A 24,643-nucleotide genomic window follows, 5' to 3' on the forward strand; every position below is an offset into this window, starting at 1 on the left:
TAACGGCGCCGGGATTCGCGGCTTTCGGGCGGGGCCGCCGCCCTGTCGTTGCAGGGGTGCCGCTCAGCCCGGCCGCAAGCGCTGCCACGCGTGCGCGGCCAGCTCGGCGAGCTGCTCGGACAGCAGGCCCATCGCCAGCAGGCCGGCGGCGGTGGCGATCCATAGCGCCAGCAGCAGCGCGCCGTCGCGCTCGATCAACGCCAGCGCATAGAGCAGCAGCACGCCAGCGAACAGGTAGTTGGTCATCGGCAGGGGCAGGGCGAGCAGGATGCCAAGCAGCACCAGCAGCAGCCCGGTGAACGCGTTGGCGAGGCGGCTGCCGGTCAACCGCGGCAGGCGGGGCCGCACCAGGTGTTCCAGCCGCGCCAGCCACGGTGCGATGCGGTTGCAGAAGCGGGCCATGGTGCGCCGCCGCGGTCCGCGCCGGCCGATGAAGCCCGGCAGCCAGGGACGCGCCAGGCCGACCAGCAACTGCAGGCCGATCAGGATCACCAGCGGCCCGCCCACCGCGCCGCCGACGCCGGGGATGGGAACGAAGCCCGGCAGGATCGACACGAACAGGAACATCCCGAACGCGCTGTGGCGCAGGCCGGCCAGCAGGCTGTCCAGGTCCAGCAGCTCGTCCGGGTCGCCCTGGGCGAAGGTGCCCAGCAGGCGCGCGATGCCGTTGCCCGCCGGTGCGCCGGCAGGCCGGGAAGCGGGTTCAGACGGCGAGTTCATCTTCCCGGGCCGACAGACGGGTGAGCAGCAGCTTGTCGATGCGCGCGCCATCCAGGTCCACCACCTCGATGCGCCAGCCGGCCCAGTCGAAATGCTCGCCCACGTGCGGGATGCGGCCGAAGTGCGCGATGCACATGCCGGCCAGGGTGTGGTAGTCGCCGTCCTCGGCGTCGGGCAGGGCGGCGCCGTCCATCAGTTCGCGCAGGTCCTCGGTCGGCAGGGTGCCGCCGACCAGCAGCGAGCCGTCGTCGCGGGTGCTCACCAGGGCGTCGTCGTCGGCGTTCTCCACCGCCTGCAGGCGCCCGACGATGGCGCCCATCAGGTCGCTGACCGTGACCACGCCCTGGATCTCGCCGTACTCGTCCACCACCAGGGCCATGGACTGCTGTTCCTCGCGGAAGATCTCCAGCAGCTTCATCGCGTGGGTGGACTCGGATACGAACAGGGCGGGGCGCAACTGCCGGAACAGGCGCTCGGACAGCGAGGCGCCGGGTACGTGCAGCAGCGACTTGACCTCGAGGATGCCGGCCACGTCCTGGTCGCTGTCGCGGTAGACCGGATAACGCGAGAACTGCTGCTCGTGCATCGTCTCCAGGTTCTCCTCCAGCGGGGCGAGGATGTCGAGCCAGGCGATGCGGTTGCGCGGGGTCATCAGGCTGGCGGCGGTACGGTCGCCCAGGCGCATGACCCGGTTGACCATGTCGCGCTCGTGGGCGTCGATCACGCCCTGCTCGTGGCTCTCGGCCACCAGCATGCGGATCTCCTCCTCGCTGATCGTGCTGGCCTCCTGCTTGCCCAGGCCCAGCAGGCGCAGCATCAGGCGGGTGCTGGCGGCCAGCAGCGCCACCGCCGGCGCGGCCGCGCGCGCCAGCCAGCCCATCGGCAGGGCGACGATGCCGGCGATGCGCTCCGGCGCGGTGATCGCCACGCGCTTGGGTACCAGTTCGCCGAAGATCAGGGTCAGGAAGGTGATCAGCGCCACCGCGACGAACTTGCCCATCCCCGCCGCGTACGCGGACAGCGCAGGGATCGTCCCGGCGATCCAGTCGCCGATGGCCAGGCCGATGGCCTCGCCGCCGAACAGGCCGGTGAGGATGCCGATCAGGGTGATGCCGATCTGCACCGTGGACAGGAAGTTCTCGGGCCTTTCCGCCAGCGCCAGCGCCTTGGCCGCGCGCTTGCTGGCCTGGGCCATCTGCTTGAGCCGGCTCTTGCGCGAGGTCATCACCGACATCTCCGACATCGCGAAGAAGCCGTTGAGCAGGATCAGGGCCAGGACGATGAACAGCTCAACCACGGCGCAGGCCCCCGCGGCGTGAGGCGCAAGGACGGCGGCCGGCGGCGGCGATGCGGCGGCGGCGGGGGCGCGGGGAAGTCGGGTCGTGGTCCATAGGGTGCGTCCGGAGGACGCGGCGGCATCTTAGCAAACCGGCGGCGGCGGTCCCGGAACGGCCCCTGCGCGGCGGTGCAGTACCCCGGCGGGTGGCTGGCTGTCATAATTCCGGGAATAACCGCCCATCCCGCGGCCCAGGACAGCGTTCATGTTCTCACTGCAGACCATCTTCGGTTCCGGCAAACAGTTCTTCGTGCTGCTCGACGAGGCGGCCGAAGCGGCCCAGGACAGCGCCAAGGCCCTGCACCAGATGATGAAGGCCGCGGACCGGCAGCCGTCCCTGGACGCCTTCAAGCTGGCCCGCCAGCGCGAGCGCACGGCCTCGGAGAAGATCGGCAAGGCGCTGGTGGAGAGCTTCATCACCCCGCTGGAGCGCGAGGACATCGAGGCGCTGGGCTCGGCGCTGTACAAGATCCCCAAGCAGGTGGAGAAGTTCGCCGACCGCTACTCGCTGGCTACCCAGCACCTGGCCCACATCGACTTCGCCCCGCGCGCGGCGATGCTGGAGCAGGCCGCCGACGTGGTGGTGGAGATGGTCCACGAGCTGCGGCACCTGAACCTGGACCGGATGACCGCGCTCAACGAGAAGCTGCGCTCGATCGAGAACGAGGCCGACCGGCTGATGCTGGAGCTGTACCGCGACATCTACTCCGGGCGCCTGGACCACATGCAGATGTTCCTGCTCAAGGAGTTCTTCGAGATCCTGGAAAAGGCCATCGACCGCTGCCGCGAGGCCGGCGTGGTCGCCTACCAGATCGTGCTTTCGAATTCGTGATGGGGTGCGCCATGGCCTGTTCCGGTGCCGGCGTCGGGGAGTGGGGCGGCGCCCGCGCCACCGCCCCGGCGATTGGCCTCCATATCCCCCGGCCCGCCGCGGTGCGGCGGGGCCGCTACCTCGGCCCTAGGAAGCTCGCCTTCGGCGCGCCGGGTTCGAAGCGGTGGCCGATGGCGCGCGCGGAGGGAGCATCGCCATGCTGACCCTCGTGCTGGTGGTGATCCTGGCCGCGCTGGTGTTCGAGTTCATCAACGGCTTCCACGACACCGCCAACTCCATCGCCACGGTGGTGGCGACCAAGGTGCTCTCGCCCGGCGCGGCGGTGTCGCTGGCGGCGGTGATGAACCTGATCGGCGCGCTGATGGGCACCGCGGTGGCGGCGACCATCGCCACCGGCATCATCAACACCGGCGTGGTGGAGGCGTCCTCGCAGGTGATCCTGTGCGCGCTGATGGGCGGCATCGTCTGGAACCTGATCACCTGGTGGTTCGGCTTGCCGTCCTCGTCCTCGCATGCGCTGATCGGCGGGTTGTGCGGCGCGGCGCTGGCCGCAGCCAACAACGACTGGGACGCGCTGGTGTGGTCGCAGGACCTGGGCAACTGGGCCGCCAACAAGGGCCTGCTGTGGAAGGTGTTCCTGCCGATGGTGACCTCGCCGCTGGCCGGCTTCGTGATGGGCATGGCGGTGATGGTGCTGCTGTGGGCGATCATCGCCGGCATGGCCCGCGCCGGCGGCCTGCTGCGCCGGCTGGCGCGGCCGCGCTGGGTCAACGCCTTCTTCGGCAAGGCGCAGATCCTGTCGGCGGCGTACATGGGCTTCGCCCACGGCCACAACGACGCGCAGAAGACCATGGGCATCATCGCCCTGACCCTGCTCGGCGCGGAAACCGCCGGCACCCTGGACGAATTGCCGGGCTGGCTGGCGTTCCTGCACCCGGGCCAGAGCGACGGCTCCCAGATCGCGACCTGGATCGTGGTCACCTGCGCGCTGGTGATGGCCGCCGGCACGGCGTCCGGCGGCTGGCGGATCATCAAGACCCTGGGCCACAAGATGGTCAAGCTGCACCCGATCCACGGCTTCGCCGCGGAGACCAGCTCGGCCACGGTGCTGACCCTGGCGGCGCACTTCGGCATGCCGGTGTCGACCACGCACAGCATCTCCACCGCGATCATGGGCGTGGGCTTCGCCAAGAACCCGCGGGCGCTGAAGATCGGGGTGATCGAGCGGATCGTGTGGGCGTGGATCCTGACCATTCCCGCCGCCGGTGGGCTGGCCTACCTGTCGCTGCGCGGGATGAAGGCGGCCGGCTGGCTCTGAGCCGGCCGCCGGCGGCGCGCCTTCGCCGCCGTCAAAGCAGGTCGCCGCCGGCCGACAGCGCGCGCTCCATGCGGTCGCCCAGGCCGCCGATCTCCAGCACCAGGCGCTCGACCTCGGCCGGGGCCAGGCCGTCGTAGGGGCGGTTCTCGCACAACTGCAGGTAGGGCACGCCGTCCAGGTCGCCCACGGCCAGGTAGCCGACGCCGCTGTGCCAGTTGAATACCAGCGCGCGCCGGGCGTCGATGCCGGTGGTCGGTGCGACCGCGGTGCTCACCCGCAGCAACGGGCGGCCGTCGTCGCCGTCCAGTTGGGACAGGAAGATCGACTGGTGCCGGCTGCCGCCGTCCAGCGACAGTTCCACGCAGGCCACGTAGGGCTCCTGCATGATCAGGCGGAAGCCGGAGGTATGCAGGTGGCTGCGGATCTGCTCGAAGTTGCGCATGGCGGTCCTCGCCGGTTCGCCGGCTATGCTAGCGGCTGATGTCCGCTCCGTCTGCCGACGCCACCGTACGCATCCTCGCCGCGGTCCGCGCGATCCCGCGCGGGCAGGTGGCCGGTTATGGCGAGGTGGCGCGCCGCGCCGGGCTGCCGGGCCGGGCGCGGCTGGCCGCGCGGGTGCTGGCCGGCAACACCGACCCGGACCTGCCCTGGCATCGCGTACTGCGCGCCGACGGCCGGATCGCCTTTCCGGAGGGCTCGGCCGGCTGGCGCGAGCAATGCCGGCGGCTGCGTGCCGAGGGGGTGGCGGTGGAGTGCGGCCGGGTACGGCGTGCAGCGGCGGCGGGCGACCTCGACGCGGCCGTGTGGGGGCCGGGGCCGCCGTAGCGGCCACTGCCGCGAGGGGGGCGGGCCGCCGCCGTGGCGGGCGTTATGATGGCCCTCCCTTCCTTCCGGAGCCGCGGATGTTCTCGCGACTGCCCACCATCACCCGTGCCCTGCTGATCGGCAATGGCGCACTGTTCCTGCTGCAACTGCTGCTGGGCCAGTCCACCTTCGCCGCGTTCATGCTGTGGCCGCCCAGCGACATGGGCTTCGATCCGTTCTCGCCGGGGCAGAACTTCCAGCCGTGGCAACTGCTGACCTACGGGTTTCTGCACGGCAGCTTCGGCCACCTGCTGTTCAACATGTTGGCGCTGTACATGTTCGGCGCACCGCTGGAGCTGACCTGGGGCACGCGCCGGTTCCTGGCCTACTACCTGATATGCGTGGCCGGGGCGGGCCTGTGCCAGTTGGCCGTGGGCTGGTGGACGGTGTCGCAGGGCGCCGCCGCGTACCCGACGCTGGGCGCTTCGGGCGGGGTATTCGGCCTGTTGCTGGCCTACGGCATGCTGTTCCCCAACCAGCGGGTGATGCTGCTGTTCCCGCCGATCCCGATGAAGGCGCGCACCTTCGTCATCGTGTTCGGCGCGCTCGAGCTGCTGCTGGGTTTCACTGGCTGGCAGCCGGGCGTGGCCCACTTCGCCCACCTGGGCGGCATGCTGTTCGGCTGGCTGGTGATCCGCTACTGGCGCGGGCAGCCCCCGTTCCGGCGCCGGCCGCCGGGCGGGCCATCGCACTTGGGGCGGGTGAAGTAGCCGGCCGGTGGGTGAAGTAGCCGGCCCCGCCGCGGATGCGCGGTGCCTGGCGCCTCAGCGCCAGACCCGGATCTGCTCGGCCTCGGCGCGCTGCATCGGCTGGCCGGCCTTGCAGCCGTAGGCGGCGGCGAACGCCGGCAGGTTGCCCAGCGGGACGTTGCTGCGCAGCGGGCCGGGGGCATGGATGTCGGCGGTCAGGCGTTCGCTGGCGGCATTGGGCGAGAGCTGCTGCGCCCACATCCGCGACCAGGCCTGGAAGAAGGCCTGGCGTTCGGCCGGCTTGGCATCCGCATGCGCCTTGGCGTACGCCTCCCACGCCAGTTCCAGCCCGGCCAGGTCGCCCAGGCCCTCGTCCCGGACCAGGGTGCCGTTGACCTTGGCGCCCTTCACGCCGGGATAGTCGTAGGCGGCGTACTGGTTGGCCACGCGCTCGCCCAGGTGCAGCCAGGCGCTCTTGTCGGCCGGGGTCCACCAACTGCGCAGTTCGCCGCGGGCATCGACCAGCGCGCCCTTGGCATCGACCGCGCGGGTGAGCTGGTTGCCGACCAGGGCGCCGTAGGCGCCGTAGACCATGGCCGGGTCCGCGGCGTCGAACACCGGCGGCTGCAGCACCGCGGCGGTGACGATCAGCCGGTTCTGGGCGATGTCGTAGGCCAGTGCGGGCTGCTGCGGCAGCACGTCCCAGCGGCGGTCGGCGTTGCCCTTGCCGATCCGCCTCATCTCCTCACGGTGGCGCCAGGCCGAGGCGATCAGCATGTTGCCGCCGAAGCTGCCGCGGCCCATCGGCTGCACCGTGTAGTCCAGGTCGCGGCGCGGGGTGCCCACCTCGATCTTCAGGTCCTTGAGCTTGGCGGCGGCCTCGGCCTTGGCCTCGTCGCTGAGCCAGGCCGCGCGCGCCACGGCGGCGACCTGGGCTTCGCGGACCTCGTCGATCACCACGCCGGCCCGGCGGCGCGCGGCCGGCGTGAGGTGGCGTTCGGCGTACTCGCGGCCCAGCATCGGGCCGGCGGCGGTGTTGATCGCCTCCAGCACCTGCTGCCAGCGCGGCGCGGGCGCGGCCTGGCCGGCCAGCACCTGGCCGCGGAAGCCGAAGCTGGCCTCACGGAAGCTCCTGGACAGGTACGGCGCCATCGCATCGCCCACGCGCCAGCGCAGGTAGGCTCTCCACTGCTCGGGCTTGACCCGGGCCACCATCGCGTCCAGCTCGGCGAACAGGGCCGGGTCGGGCAGCGAGACCAGATCGTCCTTGACTCCCTGGGCTTCGAGGAACTGGGCCAACTGCAGGTTGCGGTAGCGCTTGGCGACGTCGGCCGCCGGCACCGGCACGTAGGTGCGGAACGGATTGTTGAGGTCGGCCATCGACTGCGACTTGCGGGCGATGGCGGTCTCGATGTCGATCACCGCGCGGGTGTCGGCCTCCAGCCTGGCCTGCGGCGTGCCGGTGAGGGCGAGCACCTGCTTGACGTAGTCGCCGTAGCGGCCGAGCAGGGCCTGGGTGTCGGCGTCGCCGCGGGTATAGAAGGCCGGGTCGGGCAGGCCCATGCCGCCCTGCATGAAGTAGCCGATGTGGCGGTCCAGCGCCTTCAGGTCCACGTCGGGGGCGAAGTTGAACGCCACCGGGATGCCGACCTGGTGCAGCGCGGCGATCGCGGCCGGCACGTCCTTGGCGCGCTTGATCGCATCGATGCGCGACAGCAGCGGGGCGATCGGCTTGGAGCCGTCGGCCTCCACCGCGGCCTCGTCCAGGCCGCTGGCCCAGAAGTCGCCCAGGCGCTTTTGCACTTCGTTCTGCGGCGACTGCATGGCCGCATCGAGCAGGTCGCGCTGCTGCTGCAGGCTGCGCGCGGCCAACTGGCCCAGGGCGCTGGCCGCGCCCGGATCGGCGGGAACGGGGTTGGCCTTGAGCCACTCGGCGTTGGCCTGGGCATAGAAATCGGTGCACTGCGCGGGTACTGCGGGAGCGCGGGCGGCGGCGCGCTTGCGCTGGGCGTGGGCGTCGGTGCTGGCCAGGGCGAGCAGGCCCAGGCTCAGGGCGAGGACGAGCGGGCGAATAGGTGGCGTCATCGGGGGAATGGGCGCAGGGAAAGGGCGCGGGGAGTGTAGCAAGGCGGTTGCGGCTTGCCGTGGAGGGGGCGGTGCCCTGTTGCTCTGCGGAAGAGCGAGGCTCCTGCAAGGGGGCTCCGTGAAGCGCCCCGGCGAGCGTCCGGACGCAGCGCTTTCCCGGCGGGCGGGAGAAGTGCAAAAAAACGAGGCCCGGTACGGCCGGGCCTCGTGGGGTGCCGCGGTGGCGCGCGGTTACCAGATCACCACCTGGGCATCGCCCTGGCGGACCATGGGCTTGCCCGGTTCGCACTTGAACGCGGCGGCGAAGGCCGGCAGGTTCGAGGGCGCGCCGATGGCACGGAACTGGGCCGGGGCGTGCTCGTCGGTGGCGATGCGGTTCTTCAGTTCCTCCGGGGTGAAGTTGCGGCGCCACACGGTGGCCCAGTTGAGGAAGAAGCGCTGGTCGCGGGTGAGGCCGTCGGTCATCGGGTCGGGGGTATCGCCGGCGGCGGCCTTCATCGCGTCGTAGGCGGTGGCCAGCCCGCCGAGGTCGGCGATGTTCTCGCCCAGGGTGTGGCGGCCGTTGATCTTCTGCCCGTCGGCGGTGGCGTAGCCGTCGAATTGCGCCACCAGCTTGCCGGTGCGGCCGGAGAAGCCCTTGGCGTCGTCCTCGCTCCACCAGTTCTCGAACTTGCCGGTGGGGCCGAAGCGGCTGCCCTGGTCGTCGTAGCCGTGGGTCATCTCGTGGCCGATCACCGCGCCGATGCCGCCGTAATTCACCTCGTCGGGCGCGGCCGGGTCGAAGAACGGCGGCTGCAGGATCGCGGCCGGGAACACGATCTCGTTCTGCAGCGGGTTGTAGTAGGCGTTGACCGTCTGCGGGCTCATGCCCCATTCGGTCTTGTCCACCGGCTTGCCGATCTTGGACAGGCTCCAGCGGTAGTTGAACTCCTGCGCGGCCAGCACGTTGCCGATGTAGCTGTCGCGGCCGGTGGCCAGGCCGGCCCATTCGCGCCACTTGTCCGGGTAGCCGATCTTGGGCGTGAACGCGGCCTGCTTGGCCAGCGCCTTGAGCTTGGTGTCGGCGCCCATCCACTCCAGGTTCTCGATGCGCGCCTTCAGCGCGGTGCCCAGGTTGGCGACCAGCGCTTCCATCCGGGCCTTGGATTCGGGCGGGAAGGCGACCTGCACGTACAACTGGCCCAGGGCCTCGCCAGCCTGGGCGTTGATCGTGGCCAGCACGCGCTTCCAGCGCGGCTTCTGCTCCTTCTGGCCGCGCAGGGTCTTGGCGTAGAAGTCGAAGTTCTCGTCGGCGAAGGCGTCGCTCAGGTAGGGGGCGGCGGCGTCGACGGTATGGAAGCGCAGGTAGGCGCGCCATACCGAGGGGTCGGTGTCGCCCAGCGCCTTGCCCACTTCCTGGTGGAAGCCGGGAATGGCCAGCGAGAACTTCTCCGGCGCGGCCACGCCCTGCGATTCGAAGAACCGGGTCCACGGGAAGTTCGGGGCCAGCGCGTCGGCCTCGGCCAGGGTGACCGGGTGGTAGTACAGGGAGACGTCGCGCGACAGGTCCTCGCGCGACTTGGACACCTTGGCCAGGCGGGTCTCGAACGCCATCACCTCCTGCGCCTGGCCGCCCGCGTCGGCCGCGGCCACCCCGGACAGTTCCAGCACCTTGGCGATGTGGGCGACATAGGCGTCGCGGATGTCCTTCTTGTCGGCGTCGAAGTAGTACTTGCTGTCCGGCAGGCCCAGGCCGCCCTGCATGGCGTAGGCGATGTTCATGTCCGGGTCCTGGAAATCGGCGTCGCCGCCGAAGTCGAACAGCAGGTTCCGGCCCTTGGCGGCGCTGGCGCGCAGGTAGTCGGCGATGGCCGGGCCGTCGGCCAGGGCGTCGATCGCGGCCAGCTCGGCGGACAGCGGCTCGATGCCCTGGGCGTTGATCCTGGCCTCGTCCATGCCGGTGGCCCACAGGTCGCCGACGATCTTCTTCACGCCGGTGGCCTCGGCGTCGGCGGCGGCCTGTTCGACGAGCTGGTGCTGCACGCCGTTGGAGCGCTCGTCCAGCATCTCGAACGCGCCCCAACTGGTGCGGTCGCCCGGGATCGGGTTGGCGGCCAGCCAGGTGCCGTTGGCGTAGCCGGCGAAATCGGTGCAGGCGTCAACGTCCCGGTCCAGGTCGGCCAGGGCGAAGCGGTTGACCGGGGGCAGGGCGCTCTCGTCCAGGGTGAATTCCGGCGCGGCGTCGGTCTGCGCGGCGTCTTCCTTCTTGGAGCAGGCGGCCAGGGCCACGGCGATGGCCAGCGGCAGTAGCAGGATCTGGGAGTTGCGGATGTTCACGATAGGGGTCTCCGGCCCGGGGGGCGGGCATGGTCGAGGGCCCGCGGCGGGGCAGTGGCGCCGACTGTACGCCGCCGTCCTGAAGCGGAGGACTGCCGTAGGTCATGATCCGGGCACAATGGCCGGGCGAGGGACCGGCGGGAGGGCGGGGCATGCAGGTCGAATTCCACGGCGCGGCCGGCGAGGTGACCGGTTCCATGCACCTGGTCGAGGCCGCCGGGCGGCGGGTGCTGCTGGACTGCGGGATGCTGCAGGGCCGCCGCGAACTGGAAGCGGGCAATGCCGATCCGTTCCCCTTCGACCCGGCCGGCCTGGACGCACTGGTCCTCAGCCATGCGCACATCGACCACATCGGCCGGGTGCCGCTGCTGGTCGCGCGCGGGTTCGGCGGGCCGGTCTGGCTGCAGCGCGCCACCGCCGACCTGCTGCCGGTGATGCTGGAGGACGCCGCCTCGCTGGCCGAGTCGGAAGCCGAGCGCGCCAACCGCCACCGCGATCCCGGGCAGCCGCCCCAGGTGCCGCTGTTCACCCGCCAGGACGTGGCCGCCGTGCTGGAGCTGCTGCGTCCGCTGGACTACGACGCGCGCACCGCGATCCTGCCGGGCGTGGAGATCGCCCTGCGCGATGCCGGCCACATCCTCGGCTCGAGCATCGTCGAGCTGTGGGCCGACGGGAGGAAGCTGGTGTTCTCCGGCGACCTTGGCCCGAAGGGCACGCCGATCCTGCGCGACCCGGCGGCCGTCGAGGAGGCCGACCTGGTGTTGATGGAATCCACCTACGGCGACCGCAACCACCGCGAGCGCACGGCCACGGTGCGCGAGCTGGGCGAGGTGTTCGAGCATGCCTGGCGCGAGCGCGGCACCGTGCTGATCCCGGCCTTCGCCGTGGGCCGCACCCAGGAGCTGCTGTACTGGTTCGCGCGCTACTGGGACGAGTGGAAGCTGGAGCGCTGGCGGATCTTCCTCGACAGCCCCATGGCCGGCAAGGTGGTCGGCGTGTACGACCGCCACCACGCGCTGTTCGACGAACAGGCGCGCGAGGTCTGGCGGCGCAAGCCCTCGCCGTTCCGCCTGCCCAACCTGCACGTCACCGCGACCACGCAGGAGTCGATGGGGATCAACGCCATCGACGGCGGCGCGATCGTGATCGCCGGCTCGGGCATGGCCAACGGCGGCCGCATCCAGCACCACCTGCGCCACCGCCTGGGCCGGCGCGACACCCACGTGGTGTTCGTCGGCTACCAGGCCGAGGGCACGCTGGGCCGGCGCCTGGTCGAGCGCGCGCCCTGGGTGCGCATCCATGGCCGCGACCACCGGGTGAATGCGCAGATCCATACCGTCGGCGGGCTGTCCGCCCATACCGACCAGCAAGGGCTGATCGAGTGGTACGGCCATTTCCGCAACGCGCCGCCGCTGGTGCTGGTGCATGGCGAGGACCGCGCGCGCGAAGCGCTGGCCGGCGAGATCGGCCAGCGCTTCGGCACGCAGGCGATCCTGGCCCGGCCCGGGATGCGCCGCACGGTCTGAACCCGCCGCCGGCAACGCGCGCCGCAGGAGCGCTCCCCGGGAGTGGTTGCTTGCCCGCGATTCCCATCCCGCCTTCCGGCCGCGCGCCCGAAGGGCGTTCCTGCGAGGGGCGGAAGCTATCGCGCCAAGGGCCCCGCTGCGGAGCGAGCCGCGCTGGCCGAAGTGGTATACCTGCCGCATGCGCATCGGCGATGCCAATCGCGACGTCCTCCTGGTCGGCGGCGGCCACAACGGCCTGGTCTGCGCGGCCTACCTGGCCCGGGCCGGGTTGAAGGTCACCGTGCTCGAGCGCCGCGGCACGGTCGGCGGGGCGGCGGTGACCGAGGAGTTCCATCCCGGCTTCCGCAACTCGGTGGCTTCCTACACCGTCTCGTTGCTGCAGCCCAAGGTGATCGCCGATCTGGACCTGCACGGCCACGGCCTGTGCATCGTCCGCCGCCGCCGTGACAACTTCCTGCCGCTGCCGGACGGCGGCTACCTGCTCACCGGCGCGGGCCGCACCGGTGAGCAGGTAGCCAAGTTCTCCACGCGCGACGCCGAGGCCCTGCCGGCCTACGAGGCGCGCCTGGAGGCCATCGCCGACGTGCTGCGTGCATTGGCCCTGCAGCCGCCGCCCAACGTCACCGACGGCGGCTGGTGGAAGGCGTTGCCGGAACTGCTGCGCACCGCGCGCCTGGGCCGGCGCCTGCACGCGCTGGACGAGCCCCTGCGCCAGGAACTGCTGGACCTGTTTGCGCTGTCGGCGGCCGAGTACCTGGACCGCTGGTTCGAGAGCGCGCCGATCAAGGCGCTGTTCGGCTTCGACGGCATCGTCGGCAACTACGCCAGCCCGTACGCGCCGGGGACCGCCTACGTGTTGCTGCACCACGTATTCGGCGAGGTGGACGGGGCCAAGGGCGCCTGGGGCCATGCCCTCGGTGGGATGGGCGCGATCACCCAGGCGATGGCACGCGCGGCGCAGGCGGCCGGTGCGGAAATTCGCACCGGCGCCGGCGTGCGCGAGGTGCTGGTGGAGCGCGGCCGCGCGGTCGGCGTGGTCACCGAGGCCGGCCGAACCCTGCGCGCCCGCGCGGTGGTCGCCAACGTCAACCCGAAGCTGCTCTACCAGCGGCTGCTGCCGGCCGAGGCAGTGCCGCCGGCCACCCGCGAGCGGATGCTCCACTGGCGCTGCGGCTCGGGTACTTTCCGCATGAACGTGGCCCTGTCGCGGTTGCCGGACTTCACCGTGCTGCCCGGGCAGGGCGACCACCTCACCGCCGGGATCATCCTCGCCCCCAGCCTGGACTACATGGACCGCGCCTGGCGCGACGCGCGCGAACACGGCTGGTCGCGCGAGCCCATCGTGGAGATGCTCATCCCTTCCACCCTGGACGACTCGCTGGCGCCGCCGGGCATGCACGTGGCCAGCCTGTTCTGCCAGCACGTGGCACCGGCGCTGCCCGGTGGACGCAGTTGGGACGACCACCGCGAGGAGGTGGCCGACCTGATGGTCGCCACGGTGGACCGCCACGCGCCCGGCTTCGCCGCCTCGGTGCTGGGCCGGCAGGCGCTGTCGCCGCTGGACCTGGAGCGCGAGTTCGGCCTGCTCGGCGGCGACATCTTCCATGGCGCCTTGAGCCTGAACCAGTTGTTCTCGGCGCGGCCGATGCTCGGCCAGGCGGACTATCGCGGTGCCATCCCCGGCCTCTACCTGTGCGGCTCGGGCACCCATCCGGGGGGCGGCGTCACCGGTGCGCCGGGGCACAACGCGGCGCAGGCGGTGATCGCGGACCTGCGCTAGTTGGCGGTACCGCCGGTACCGTGTTCATCGCTTCCTGTGGGAGCCGATTTCAGTCGGCGACATGGGCCGGCGCCAGGCATGGCCGGGCATCGCGGCATGGCGGTCGCCGGCGATGCACGGCTCCTGCAGCGGCGGGCCGGGTTCGACGCGTAGCCGCCATCCCATCAGGGTTGCGCCGCTTCCGCCGCTTCCGCCGCTTCCGGATCGCCGGCCTTGGCCCCGGGCGCCCCGGGCGCAGGGGCCTGTTCCGCGCGATCCCGCTGCGCGTCGAGCCACGCGTCGATCTTGGCCTCCAGCACGTCCAGTGGCACCGAGCCGTCCTTGAGCACCTCGGCGTGGAAGGCGCGCAGGTCGAAGCGCTCGCCCAGGGCGGCCTGCGCGCGCTGGCGCAGTTCGGCGATCTTCATCATGCCGATCCAGTAGGCCAGCGCCTGGCCGGGCATGGCCAGGTAGCGCTCGGTCTCGGCGGCCGCTTCGTCGCGGCCGATGGCCGAGTTCGAGGTCATGTAGTCGATGACCTGCTCGCGGGTCCAGCCCTGGCTGTGCAGGCCGGTATCCACGACCAGGCGGATGGCGCGCAGCAGTTCGTTCTGCAGCCGGCCGAAACGCGAGTAGGCGTCCTCGTGGAGGCCCAGGTCCTCGCCCAGCGACTCGGCGTACAGGCCCCAGCCCTCGGTGAACGCGGCCTCGCCGCCATAGCGGCGGAACGCGGGCAGGTCGTGCAATTCCTGCTGCAGGGCCAACTGCACGTGATGGCCGGGAATGGCCTCGTGCAGGAACAGCACTTCCGCCTCCCAGGTCCGGCGACGGGGCAGGTCGTGGGTGTTGACGTAGAAGATGCCGGGCCCGCTTTCGCCCGGCGGCGTGTACGCGCCCGCGGGCGCGGACGGGGCGCGGTACGGCTCGGTGGGGCGGATCTCCAGGCCGGTGCGCGGCAGCAGCGAGAACAGGCGCGGCATCCGCTCCTCCACCTGCGCCTGCAATGCCTGGTAGCGGGCCAGCTGCGCCGCCTCGTCGGCGAACCGGAAGCGCGCGTCCTGCTGCATGAAGCGGAAGAACTTGGGCATCGAGCCGCGGAACCTGGCCTGCTTCATCAGCGCCTGGATCTGGCCGTGGATGTGCTTGACCTGCTCCTGCCCCATCCGGTGGATGCGTTCGGCGGGCAGGTCGATGGTGGTGCTCTGGCGCACGTTGTAGGCGTACCACTGCGCGCCGCCGGGCAGGGCGTCCAGACCGGCGCTGGCACGGGTGGCCGGCAGGTACTCGGTGGCGATGAAGCCGCGCAGCCGGCGATAGGCCGGCATCAGCCGGGTTTCGATCAGCCGCCGGTACTCGGCGTCCAGGCGCGTGCGCTCGGCCTCGGGGAAGTCGGCGGGCATGTTGCGCACCGGCGCCCAGAACAGCGTTTCCTCGGCGCTGGGCCGGATCAGCGCGTCCAGTTGCGGCAGCACCTTCTCCATCAGCGGGCGCGGCTGGACGACGCCGGCGGCCATGCCCTCGCGCATGTTGGCGATGGCCTGGTCGAACAGCGCCGGCACGTCCCGTGCGCGCCGCGCCCAGGCGTCATAGTCGGCCACGGTGCGGAACGGCTGCGCGCTGGCGCCCGAGCCGAGCATGGCCACCAGCGTGGCCGGGTTGTTGAACGGGCTGACCGGCAGCATCCAGCCGGGGAAGCGCTCGCCCTCCAGCGCATCGCGCGCGTTGCGCACGAAGATCCGGTAGCTGAGCAGGTCCTGCCCCTCCAGGCCTTCCTCGCCGACCGCTTCGACCTTGCCCAGCCATTCGGCGGTGAGCTCGTGGCTGCGCTGGCGGAAGGCGGCCGACAGGTAGTTGGGCAGGTGGTCGTTGTAGCGGGCTTCGCCCTGGAAGGTGGCCTGCAGCGGGTTGAGCTTGAGCGCCGCCTCCCAGTAGTCGGCGTACAGCCGCTGCAGCTTCCCGGCCTTGTCCTGTACCGTCGCCTGCCTGGCGGCTGCAGGCCGTTTCGCCTTGGCGGGCGCGGCCTCGGCGGCGGGCGCGGATGCCGCCAGCAGCAGGGCCAGGGGCATGGCCAGCCAGCGCGACCGGGGAGCGGGCATGGGCGATTCCTGAAGACGCGAAGCACCGCAGAGTGCCGCATCCGGCCGGCGCAGGCCAGCACCGCCGGCCATCGCCGACTATCGCCGGCTCAGGCGGCAGCGTGCTCGCGCAGTTCGCGCGCGCGCGCCGCGCCCAGGTAGGCGGCGATGCCGCGCCGCATCAGGTACAGCAACGGGATCAGCGCGATCGCGCACAGCATCTTGTAGGCGTAGTTGAGCGTGCTCACCGCCAGGAACAGCGATGCCGGCCACTTCTGCGGGCCGAGCACGAAGGCGATCCAGATCACCACGAAGCTGTCCACCAACTGCGAGACGGCAGTCGAGCCGGTGGCGCGCAGCCATACCAGCCGCTCGCCGGTGGCGCGGCGGATGCGATGGAACACGGACACGTCGATCAGTTGCCCGACCAGGAACGACCAGCGAGCCGGCGATGGTCCACAGGCCCTGGCCGAACACCGCCGCGAACGCGGCCTGGTAGTCCGGCACCCCCTGCGCCTGCGCCGCCGTGCGCCACCAGGCGGCCGGCGCCAGCGCGATCGCGGCGAAGGCGAACACGAACCCGTACAGGATCAAGCCCACCGCCAGCCAGGAGATGAACTTCACCCCGCGCCGGCCGAAGAACTCGTTGATGGTGTCGGTCATGATGAACACGACCGGCCACAGCAGGGTGCCGGCGGTGAAGCTGAGCGAGCCGGTCTGGCCGAACAGGTTCCATTCCAGCGGGCGCAGCCCCAGGGTGTCCTCCAGGGCGAAGATCTTGACCCCGATGAACTCGGCCAGCGCCGCGTTGACGCAGAAGAACGCCGCCAGTGCGATGAACAGCCGGACCGCGCGGTCGTCGAGCGTGCGCGCGGCCGGCGCGGTCACTTGCGCTCGCCCGCGCGGGTGAAGGGCATGCTCTCCGGCGCTACCGCGCCGCCGGAGATGATGAAGCTCATCGCCTGGTCAACGGTCCAGTCGGTCGGGGTCAGCAGCTCCACCGGCACCACCTCCAGGTAGCCGGAGGTGGGGTTGGGCGTGGTCGGCACGTACACCGCCGCCAGCTCGCGCCCGCTGCCTTCCTCCTTCAGCACCCGGGTGACCAGGCCGATGGACTTCATGTCCCGGTGCGGGAAGTCGATCAGGACCACGCGCTGGGTGCTGCCCGGCTTGGTCTGCAGGATGTCCAGCAGCTTGCGCGCGCTGGTATAGATCACGTTGGCCAGGGGCACGCGGGAGATGAGCGCCTCGAACCAGCCCAGCAGGCGCTGGCCGATCACCCGCCGCGCCAGCACGCCCACGCCCAGGATCACCAGCAAGGTGGCCAGCATGGCGATGGTGGTCTGCACCCCCAGCGCGTTGAACCAGCCCAGGGAGCCGGGGAACGAATCGGCGATGCGCTGCGACAGCGGCACCACCCAGGGGCTGCTGATGCCCGACAGCAGCACGAACACGAACTTGACCACCACCCAGGTCAGCCAGATCGGCAGCAGGGTCAACAGGCCGGTGAGGAACAGGCGTTGCAGCGAGGCGCGCTGCGGCGCATTGGCATCGGGGGACATGGCGCGATTGTAGCGTCCGGCGCGGGCGCGCTGTCCGGCAAGGAAGGCCCGCCGTCCGGGAGGGCGCGCCGGCGGCCCCGGCCGTGGGAAGCGTGCGGCCCGGGCGCCATCCGGCCCGGGCCGCACGCCGTGCGCGGGCATGCCCGGCGCGTGTGGGTTTCCCCCGCGGCCGCTCTCAGCCGCCTGCCGCGTCGTCCGTGGCCGGCCGCCGGTCCGGCTTGCGCCGTACGTACACCTGCTTGCGCACGCGGGCGACGACCTCGCCCGAGGCATCGGCCACCTCGTTGTCGAACCAGTGCAGGTACTTGTCGCCGCCGGCGGTGGCCGCGTGGATCCCGTCCAGCACGGCATCGTCCACCAAGAACGAAGTGGATACGGTGCCGCGCCCGGGCTTGACGAACTCGATGGCCGCGGAGCGGTCCCAGACGAAGTAGTCGCGCCCCAGCCGGTGCATCAGCAGCAGCATCCAGAACGGGTCGGTCATGGCGAACAGGCTGCCGCCGAAGTGGGTGCCCACGTAGTTGCGGTTCCAGGGGCGCATCCGCAGTTCCACCCGGGCGCTGCGCCAGTCGGGCGCGATCCGCGCCACGTGGATGCCGGCGAACAGGAACGGCGGCCACAGGTTCATGCCCACGCGCAGGGTGGAGGCTTTCATGGAGGCACGAGCAGGGAGCCGAGGAAGCCCCAGTTTACCGTACGCATTGGTACGGAGTGGGCCCGCCCGGGGCGCCGCGCCGGGATGCGTGAGCTAGACTGTCGCTCTTTAATCCGGCCGGACTCCGGCCCCTGAACGGAACCGACATTCCCGAATGAGCTGGCTCAGCAAACTGATGCCCTCCGGCATCCGCACCGATTCCGGCGCGAGCCGCAAGCGCAACGTGCCCGAGGGCCTGTGGGAGAAGTGCGACCGCTGCGGCGCGGTGCTGTACCGCCCGGAGCTGGAGGAAAACCTCGAGGTCTGCCCCAAGTGCGCCCACCACATGCCGATCCGTGCCCGTGCCCGGCTGGCGTCGCTGTTCGATCCCGGCAGCACCACCGAGATCGCCGCCACCCTGGCGCCGACCGACGTGCTCAAGTTCAGGGATTCCAAGCGCTACGCCGACCGGATCAAGGCCACCCAGAAGGCCACCGGCGAGTTCGACGCGCTGGTGGCGATGGAGGGCCTGCTCAAGGGCCGGCCGCTGGTGGCCAGCGCCTTCGACTTCGCCTACATGGGCGGCTCGATGGGTTCGGTGGTGGGCGAGAAGTTCTCCCGGGCCGGCGAGCGTGCGCTGGAACTGGGCGCGCCCTTCGTCAACTTCTCCGCCAGCGGCGGGGCGCGCATGCAGGAGAGCCTGTTCTCGCTGATGCAGATGGCCAAGACCTCGGCGGTGCTGGCCCGGTTGCGCGAGGCCGGCATTCCCTACGTCTCGGTGCTCACCCATCCCACCACCGGCGGGGTGTCGGCCAGCCTGGCCATGCTCGGCGACCTGAACATCGCCGAGCCGCACGCCCAGATCGGCTTCGCCGGCCCGCGAGTGATCGAGCAGACCGTGCGCGAGAAGCTGCCGGAAGGCTTCCAGCGCTCGGAATTCCTGCTCGACCACGGCGCCATCGACCAGATCTGCGACCGCCGCGAGCTGCGCGACCGCCTGGCCGCGCTGCTGGCGATGATGATGCGCCAGCCCAGGCCAGAGGATGCCGACACGCTGGACGCGGCATGAGCGGGGCGCGGCGCTATTTCGGGACCGACGGCATCCGCGGCCGGGTCGGGCGGGGCGCGATCTCGGCCGACTTCGTCCTGCGCCTGGGCAACGCCCTGGGCCGGGTGCTGTCCGCGGGCCGCGACGGCCGGCGCACGGTGGTGATCGGCAAGGACACTCGCATCTCCGGCTACATGTTCGAGGCGGCGCTGGAGGCCGGGCTGGTCGCCGCCGGCGTGGACGTGCAACTGCTCGGGCCGATGCCGACCCCGGCGGTGGCCTTCCTCACCCGCACCCTGGGCGCGGACGCTGGCATCGTCATCAGCGCTTCGCACAATCCGCACTACGACAACGGCATCAAGTTCTTCTCCGCCCAGGGCGAGAAGCTGGACGACGCCACCGAACTGGCGATCGAGGCCGCGCTGGACGGCGCGTTCGCCACCGTGGAGTCGGAACGGCTGGGCAAGGCGGTGCGTGCGCGCGACGCGGTTGGCCGCTACATGGAATTCTGCAAGGCCGGCGTGCCGCGCGGCTTCGACCTGCGCGGGCTGAAGATCGTGCTGGACTGCGCCCACGGCGCCACTTACCACATCGCCCCGCCGCTGTTCCGCGAGCTGGGTGCGCAGGTGGTGGCCATCGGCGCGGACCCGGACGGGCTGAACATCAATGCCGGCGTCGGCTCGATGCACATCGACACCCTCGCCGGGAAGGTGCGCGAAGCCGGCGCCGACCTGGGCATCGCCTTCGACGGCGACGGCGACCGGGTGCTGATGGTGGATGATCGCGGCGATCCGGTGGACGGCGACGGCCTGCTGTACGTGCTGGCCCGCGACTGGCAGGCCAGCGGCCGCCTGCACGGGCCGGTGGTCGGCACCCTGATGACCAACTACGGGCTGGAGCAGGCGCTGGCCCGGGCCGGCATCCCGTTCCAGCGGGCCCGGGTGGGCGACCGCTACGTCCACCAGGCGCTGGTGGAGGGCGGCGGCGTGCTGGGCGGCGAGGCCTCCGGCCACCTGCTGTGCCTGGACCGCGCCACCACCGGCGACGCCATCGTCAGCGCCCTGCAGGTGCTGGATGCGCTGCGCCGTTCCGGCCACAGCCTGCGCCAGGCCCTGGAAGGGCTGTCCACCGTGCCGCAGAAGACGGTCAACGTGCGCCTGGCCGACCAGGCCGCGCGCCCGGCCGAGGCGCCCTCGGTGAAGGCGGCCTTGGCGCAGGCCCAGGCCGCGGTGCAGGGCAGGGGCCGGGCGTTCCTGCGCCCCTCCGGCACCGAGCCGGTGGTGCGGGTGACGGTGGAGGCCGACGACCCGGCGCTGGTCCAGGCTACCCTGGACCGCCTGGCCGACGCGGTGCGCCAGGCCGCGGCCTGAGGGGCCGCCGGCGCCCAGGCCCGCCCCAGGCCGCAACCGACGCCGAACCGGAGCCGACCATGCATTCGCCCATCCCCACCCTCGACATCGCCCGCTTCGTCTCCCCGTCCAGCCCGCGCGACCGCGCGGCCTTTGTCGCCGAGCTGGGCGCGGCCTACCGCGAGTGGGGCTTCGCCGGCATCCGCAACCACGGCATCGCCCAGGCCACCATCGACGCGGCCTACGCCGTGTTCAAGGAATTCTTCGCCCTGCCGGAGGCGGTCAAGTGCAAGTACCACGTGCCCGGCGGCGGCGGCGCGCGCGGCTATACCCCGTTCGGGGTGGAGACCGCCAAGGGCGCCCAGCATTTCGACCTGAAGGAGTTCTGGCACATCGGCCGCGAGATCCCGGACGACTCCGGGTACCGTCCGGTGATGCCGCCCAACCTGTGGCCGGCCGAGGTGCCGGGTTTCCGCGAGCACGGCTACGGCCTGTACCAGGCGCTGGACGCGCTCGGCGCGCGGGTGCTGTCGGCGCTGGCCCTGCACATCGGCCTGCCCGGGGACTGGTTCGCCGACAAGACCGACTCGGGCAACTCGATCCTGCGCCCCATCCACTACCCGCCGATCACCGCCGAGGACGTCCCCAACGTGCGCGCCGGCGCGCACGAGGACATCAACCTCATCACCCTGCTGGTCGGGGCCAGCGCCTCGGGGCTGGAAGTGCTGTCGCGCCAGGGCCAGTGGGTGCCGTTGACCGCCGACGCGGACACCATCGTGGTCAACATCGGCGACATGCTGCAGCGCCTGACCAACCACGTGTACCCGTCGACCACCCACCGCGTGGTCAACCCGCGCGGCGAGGAGGCGCGCAAGCCGCGCTACTCGGTGCCGTTCTTCCTGCATCCCAACCCGGATTTCCTGATCGACGTGCTGCCCTCGACCGTCACCCCCGCAAACCCCAGCCGCTACCTGGAACCGATCACCGCCCAGGGCTACCTCGAGCAGCGGCTGCGCGAGATCAAGCTGAAGTAGAGCCAACCCACGGCGCGGATGTCCTGCGTTGTCCACTCGCGGCATCGCGCACGCCCCACTATCCTGTCGCGCAATTGGCCTTCGGGGAGTCGTGCATGCGTCGCAGGGTCGTCGCGGGCAACTGGAAACTTCATGGCACGCGTGCGTTCGCCACGGCGCTGGTCGCCGAGATCGAGGCCGGGGCGGTGCCGGGGGTGGAACTGGTGATCCTGCCGCCGTTGCCCTACCTGGGCGACCTGATCGAGGACTTCGAGGACACGGCGCTGGCCTTCGGCGCGCAGGACGTGAGCAGCAACGAGGAGGGCGCCTATACCGGCGAGGTGTCGGCGGCCATGCTGGTGGACGTCGGCGCCACCTACGGGCTGGTGGGCCATTCCGAGCGGCGCCGCTACCACGGCGAGAGCAGCGAGCTGGTCGCGCGCAAGTTCCGCGCGGCCCTCAATGCCGGCCTGCGGCCGATCCTGTGCCTGGGCGAGCAGCTTGAGCACCGCCAGGGCGGCCGCACCGAAGAGGCGATCCTGGAGCAGTTGCAGCCGGTGCTGGAGCTGGTCGGTGCGGAGGGCTTCGCCGACGCGATGGTCTCCTACGAGCCGGTCTGGGCGATCGGCACCGGCCACACCGCCAGCCCGGACCAGGCCCAGGAGGCGCATGCCTTCATCCGTCGCCAGATCGCCAGGCTGGATGCTAGAATCGGCGATTCCCTGCCGATCCTGTACGGCGGCAGCGTGAAGCCCGACAACGTCGGCCCGCTGTGTGCGCAGCCGGACGTGGACGGCGGGCTGATCGGCGGTGCCTCGCTGGTGGCCGCGGACTTCCTGGCCATTGTCCGGGCGGTCGCACCGCCCCGGTAGTCGAGATCCAAGACGATGCTGATGCTGATCCTCAACGTGGTGTACCTGCTGGTGGCGATCGCGATGATCGTGCTGATCCTGCTCCAGCGCGGCGCGGGCGCGGCGGCCGGGTCCGGGTTCGGGGCGGGCGCCTCGGGCACGGTGTTCGGCTCGCGTGGCGCCTCCAGCTTCCTGACCAAGACCACCAAGTGGCTGGCGGTGACGTTCTTCGGCATCAGCCTGTTCATGGCCTGGTACGCCATCCGCAACTCGCACCCGGTGGTCCAGCAGGACCTGGGCGTGATGTCGCAGGCGGTCGCGCCCGCGCCGCAGCCCGGCACCGCGCCGGGCGAGCTGCCCCTGCCGCCGCCGGCCTCCGAAGTGCCGGCCGCCACCCCCGGCCAGGACGCGGCCCCCGTCCCGCAGCCCACGGAGGCTGCGCCGCCGGCGCAGTAGGTCGTACAATGCCGGCGCGCCGCGTGCCGGCGGCAGTCTTGCCTTGCCCAGGTGGCGGAATTGGTAGACGCACTACCTTGAGGTGGTAGCGACGAGAGTCGTAGGGGTTCGAGTCCCCTCTTGGGCACCAACGGCTGGACGATGCGGGGCGGATGCGAAACCAGGCGCATCCGTCCGCGATCGGCGGCAATGTGAACGCAGCCCGCGCGACGCGGGCTTTTTTCATGGAATCGTCGCACCCTGGAACGGTTGCCAGCGTTTACTAGTGTGCCGCTCAGCCGCTACAATTCCGCTGCTACGCAACATCGCGTGAAAGCGTGGCACCCACCGCCGCGCCCGCGGCGCGCAGGAGCCTTCGCCGGCCCCGCGCGGAGGGCGCGACGGGCACTCCGCGGCCCCCGTGGAAACGACCCAAGCCCGGCCATGCCGGGCAGAGGCAAGAGAGAACTGCACGTGCTGGCCCAATACCTGCCGACCCTGTTGTTCCTGATCGTGGCCACCGGCATCGGCGTGGCGCTGATCATCGTTGGCCGCGTGCTCGGGCCGCGCCGTCCCGATCCGCAGAAGCTCTCGCCCTACGAGTGCGGCTTCGAGGCCTTCGAGGACGCGCGCATGAAGTTCGACGTGCGCTACTACCTGATCGCCATCCAGTTCATCGTCTTCGACCTGGAAATCATTTTCATCGTGCCGTGGACCCTCGTGTTCCAGGAGCTGGGGCCGCGCGCGCTGGTCACCATGGGCCTGTTCGTCGGAATGCTGTTCCTCGGCTTCGTCTACGTGTGGAAGAAGGGAGCGCTGGAATGGGAGTGACCGGGAACATCATCGGAACCCTGGACCGGCTGATGACCAGCCCGATCCCGGAAGGGCGGGTGGACGACATCCTGCGCCCGGAAGGCGACAACCCGCTGCTGGAGAAGGGCTACGTCACCACCAGCGTCGACGCCCTGGTCAACTGGGCGCGCACCGGCTCGATGTGGCCGATGACCTTCGGCCTGGCCTGCTGCGCGGTGGAGATGATGCACGCCGGCGCCGCGCGCCTGGACCTGGACCGCTACGGCGTGGTGTTCCGCCCCTCGCCGCGCCAGTCCGACGTGATGATCGTGGCCGGCACCCTGGTCAACAAGATGGCCCCGGCGCTGCGCAAGGTCTACGACCAGATGCCCGACCCGAAGTGGGTCATCTCCATGGGGAGCTGCGCCAACGGCGGCGGCTACTACCATTACTCGTACTCGGTTGTGCGCGGCTGCGACCGCATCGTGCCGGTGGACGTCTACGTGCCCGGCTGCCCGCCGACGGCCGAGGCGCTGGTCTACGGCATCCTGCAGTTGCAGAAGAAGATCTGGCGCACCCAGACCGTGGCGAAGAACAAGAACACCATCGCCCGCTGACCCTTTCGATCCACTGCGCCGCTGCGGCGCGCTACCGACGGAAACGCCAAGCCCCATGGCCGAGCCATCTGCCACCTTCGCCCAACGCCTGCGCGAGCGCTTCCCCGGCGCCCAGGTCGCCGTGGCCGAATCCCGCGGCGAGATCACCCTCGAGGCCGCCGGCCAGGACTGGCTGGCCACCTGCCTGGCCCTGCGCGACGAGTTCGGCTTCGAGCAGCTCACCGACCTGTGCGGCATCGACTACATGGGCTTCGGCAGCGACGAGTGGGACACCGACGACGTCTCCTCCGGCGGCTTCAGCCGCGGCGTGGAGGGCAAGGGCGCCGGCCGCTTCGCCTGGGGCGAGCGCACGAGCGAACAGACCGCCGGCAGCATCGACGACATCCTGGTGCCGGAGCGGCGCTTCGCCGCGGTGGTCCACCTGTTGTCCTACGCGCACAACCGGCGCCTGCGCCTGCGCTGCTTCGCGCCGGACGACGCGCTGCCGGTAGTGCCGTCGGTCACCGGGATCTGGCCGGGCGCCAACTGGTTCGAGCGCGAGGCCTTCGACCTGTACGGCATCATCTTCGAGGGCCACCCGGACCTGCGCCGCATCCTCACCGACTACGGCTTCGTCGGTCACCCGTTCCGCAAGGACTTCCCGCTGATCGGGAATGTGGAAGTGCGCTACGACGAGGAGCGCAAGCGCGTGATCTACGAGCCGGTGACCTCGGTCGAGCCGCGCGTGGGCGTGCCGCGCGTGATCCGCGACGACGCGCGCTACGAAACCGCCGCCGGCGAAGCCGCACAACGGGAGGCCGCCAAGTGAGCGCGATCCAGGCA

General features: G+C 71.1%; 21 protein-coding genes, 1 tRNA gene and 2 pseudogenes. 15 read left to right on the plus strand and 9 right to left on the minus strand.

Going from position 1 to position 24,643, the window contains the following annotated elements; all coding sequences use genetic code 11:
- Nucleotides 1–63: 63 nt before the first annotated feature.
- Together HNR76_RS06525 and HNR76_RS06530 are read right to left on the minus strand one after the other, a co-directional pair.
- Nucleotides 64–720 (minus strand): exopolysaccharide biosynthesis protein, encoded by a 657-nt coding sequence (locus HNR76_RS06525; protein WP_162310058.1) that lies wholly within the window; start codon nucleotides 718–720, stop codon nucleotides 64–66.
- Nucleotides 704–2,017, minus strand: a complete 1,314-nt coding sequence (locus tag HNR76_RS06530) for a hemolysin family protein (protein ID WP_162310059.1) — start codon at nucleotides 2,015–2,017, stop codon at nucleotides 704–706. The genes HNR76_RS06525 and HNR76_RS06530 overlap by 17 nt, the downstream gene beginning before the upstream one ends.
- A 244-nt stretch (nucleotides 2,018–2,261) precedes the next feature.
- On the opposite strand from HNR76_RS06530, the gene HNR76_RS06535 reads away from it, so the two are divergent.
- Nucleotides 2,262–2,888, plus strand: a complete 627-nt coding sequence (locus HNR76_RS06535) for a DUF47 domain-containing protein (protein ID WP_162310060.1) — start codon at nucleotides 2,262–2,264, stop codon at nucleotides 2,886–2,888.
- A 196-nt stretch (nucleotides 2,889–3,084) separates the two neighbouring features.
- Entirely contained in the window at nucleotides 3,085–4,206 is a 1,122-nt protein-coding gene (locus tag HNR76_RS06540; RefSeq protein WP_162310061.1) for an inorganic phosphate transporter, read from the plus strand.
- A 31-nt stretch (nucleotides 4,207–4,237) separates the two neighbouring features.
- Here the strand turns inward: HNR76_RS06540 and HNR76_RS06545 are convergent, their stop codons facing one another.
- Nucleotides 4,238–4,648, minus strand: a complete 411-nt coding sequence (locus HNR76_RS06545) for a hypothetical protein (RefSeq protein WP_162310062.1) — start codon at nucleotides 4,646–4,648, stop codon at nucleotides 4,238–4,240.
- Nucleotides 4,649–4,686: 38 nt separating this feature from the next.
- Here HNR76_RS06545 and HNR76_RS06550 point away from each other — a divergent pair, with 38 nt between their 5' ends.
- A complete protein-coding gene (locus tag HNR76_RS06550; RefSeq protein ID WP_162310063.1) occupies nucleotides 4,687–5,031 on the plus strand; it encodes an MGMT family protein in 345 nt (114 codons plus the stop codon).
- A gap of 77 nt (nucleotides 5,032–5,108) precedes the next feature.
- The gene (locus tag HNR76_RS06555) at nucleotides 5,109–5,780 is read left to right on the plus strand and encodes a rhomboid family intramembrane serine protease (RefSeq protein ID WP_162310064.1); all 672 of its coding nucleotides are present in this window, start codon (nucleotides 5,109–5,111) and stop codon (nucleotides 5,778–5,780) included.
- A 54-nt stretch (nucleotides 5,781–5,834) separates the two neighbouring features.
- Here the strand turns inward: HNR76_RS06555 and HNR76_RS06560 are convergent, their stop codons facing one another.
- Both HNR76_RS06560 and HNR76_RS06565 read right to left on the minus strand, forming a co-directional pair.
- Nucleotides 5,835–7,844, minus strand: coding sequence for a M13 family metallopeptidase (locus tag HNR76_RS06560; protein WP_162310065.1), 2,010 nt, complete (start codon nucleotides 7,842–7,844; stop codon nucleotides 5,835–5,837).
- Nucleotides 7,845–8,075: 231 nt separating this feature from the next.
- Nucleotides 8,076–10,136, minus strand: a complete 2,061-nt coding sequence (locus HNR76_RS06565) for a M13 family metallopeptidase (RefSeq protein WP_162310135.1) — start codon at nucleotides 10,134–10,136, stop codon at nucleotides 8,076–8,078.
- Between the two features lie 176 nt (nucleotides 10,137–10,312).
- On the opposite strand from HNR76_RS06565, the gene HNR76_RS06570 reads away from it, so the two are divergent.
- Both HNR76_RS06570 and HNR76_RS06575 read left to right on the plus strand, forming a co-directional pair.
- Nucleotides 10,313–11,686 carry an MBL fold metallo-hydrolase RNA specificity domain-containing protein gene (locus HNR76_RS06570; RefSeq protein WP_162310066.1) on the plus strand — a complete coding sequence of 458 codons (1,374 nt, stop codon included), beginning with the start codon at nucleotides 10,313–10,315 and terminating at the stop codon, nucleotides 11,684–11,686.
- Nucleotides 11,687–11,864: 178 nt separating this feature from the next.
- A complete protein-coding gene (locus HNR76_RS06575) occupies nucleotides 11,865–13,466 on the plus strand; it encodes a phytoene desaturase family protein (RefSeq protein WP_162310067.1) in 1,602 nt (533 codons plus the stop codon).
- A 257-nt stretch (nucleotides 13,467–13,723) separates the two neighbouring features.
- Here HNR76_RS06575 and HNR76_RS06580 read toward each other — a convergent pair.
- The 4 genes and pseudogenes from HNR76_RS06580 to HNR76_RS06595 all read right to left on the minus strand — a co-directional run.
- Nucleotides 13,724–15,541 (minus strand): annotated as a pseudogene (locus HNR76_RS06580) (DUF885 domain-containing protein); the annotation flags it as partial.
- Between the two features lie 89 nt (nucleotides 15,542–15,630).
- Nucleotides 15,631–16,408 (minus strand): annotated as a pseudogene (locus HNR76_RS06585) (queuosine precursor transporter).
- Nucleotides 16,405–17,082: a DUF502 domain-containing protein gene (locus HNR76_RS06590; RefSeq protein ID WP_162310069.1), complete on the minus strand. Its 678-nt coding sequence runs from the start codon at nucleotides 17,080–17,082 to the stop codon at nucleotides 16,405–16,407. The pseudogene HNR76_RS06585 and the gene HNR76_RS06590 overlap by 4 nt, the downstream one beginning before the upstream one ends.
- 175 nt (nucleotides 17,083–17,257) lie before the next feature.
- Nucleotides 17,258–17,737, minus strand: a complete 480-nt coding sequence (locus HNR76_RS06595; protein ID WP_162310070.1) for a DUF4442 domain-containing protein — start codon at nucleotides 17,735–17,737, stop codon at nucleotides 17,258–17,260.
- Between the two features lie 154 nt (nucleotides 17,738–17,891).
- Between HNR76_RS06595 and accD the strand changes: the two genes are divergently transcribed.
- The 9 genes from accD to HNR76_RS06640 all read left to right on the plus strand — a co-directional run bounded on the left by accD (nucleotide 17,892) and on the right by HNR76_RS06640 (nucleotide 24,629).
- A complete protein-coding gene (accD, locus tag HNR76_RS06600; protein WP_162310071.1) occupies nucleotides 17,892–18,785 on the plus strand; it encodes an acetyl-CoA carboxylase, carboxyltransferase subunit beta in 894 nt (297 codons plus the stop codon).
- Nucleotides 18,782–20,134, plus strand: coding sequence for a phosphoglucosamine mutase (gene glmM / locus HNR76_RS06605; protein WP_162310072.1), 1,353 nt, complete (start codon nucleotides 18,782–18,784; stop codon nucleotides 20,132–20,134). Before accD ends, glmM begins: the two co-directional genes overlap by 4 nt.
- A gap of 59 nt (nucleotides 20,135–20,193) precedes the next feature.
- Nucleotides 20,194–21,147 (plus strand): isopenicillin N synthase family dioxygenase, encoded by a 954-nt coding sequence (locus HNR76_RS06610; RefSeq protein ID WP_162310073.1) that lies wholly within the window; start codon nucleotides 20,194–20,196, stop codon nucleotides 21,145–21,147.
- Between the two features lie 95 nt (nucleotides 21,148–21,242).
- Nucleotides 21,243–21,998 carry a triose-phosphate isomerase gene (gene tpiA, locus HNR76_RS06615; protein WP_162310074.1) on the plus strand — a complete coding sequence of 252 codons (756 nt, stop codon included), beginning with the start codon at nucleotides 21,243–21,245 and terminating at the stop codon, nucleotides 21,996–21,998.
- A 15-nt stretch (nucleotides 21,999–22,013) separates the two neighbouring features.
- Nucleotides 22,014–22,433: a preprotein translocase subunit SecG gene (gene secG, locus HNR76_RS06620; protein ID WP_162310075.1), complete on the plus strand. Its 420-nt coding sequence runs from the start codon at nucleotides 22,014–22,016 to the stop codon at nucleotides 22,431–22,433.
- A 45-nt stretch (nucleotides 22,434–22,478) separates the two neighbouring features.
- Nucleotides 22,479–22,563: transfer RNA gene (locus HNR76_RS06625), tRNA-Leu, on the plus strand.
- Nucleotides 22,564–22,886: 323 nt separating this feature from the next.
- The gene (locus HNR76_RS06630) at nucleotides 22,887–23,243 is read left to right on the plus strand and encodes an NADH-quinone oxidoreductase subunit A (protein ID WP_162310136.1); all 357 of its coding nucleotides are present in this window, start codon (nucleotides 22,887–22,889) and stop codon (nucleotides 23,241–23,243) included.
- The gene (locus HNR76_RS06635; RefSeq protein WP_162310076.1) at nucleotides 23,234–23,821 is read left to right on the plus strand and encodes a NuoB/complex I 20 kDa subunit family protein; all 588 of its coding nucleotides are present in this window, start codon (nucleotides 23,234–23,236) and stop codon (nucleotides 23,819–23,821) included. The genes HNR76_RS06630 and HNR76_RS06635 overlap by 10 nt, the downstream gene beginning before the upstream one ends.
- 55 nt (nucleotides 23,822–23,876) lie before the next feature.
- Nucleotides 23,877–24,629, plus strand: coding sequence for an NADH-quinone oxidoreductase subunit C (locus HNR76_RS06640; RefSeq protein WP_162310077.1), 753 nt, complete (start codon nucleotides 23,877–23,879; stop codon nucleotides 24,627–24,629).
- Nucleotides 24,630–24,643 lie beyond the last annotated feature (14 nt).

This window comes from Pseudoxanthomonas broegbernensis, from assembly GCF_014202435.1.
GTDB lineage: Bacteria > Pseudomonadota > Gammaproteobacteria > Xanthomonadales > Xanthomonadaceae > Pseudoxanthomonas > Pseudoxanthomonas broegbernensis.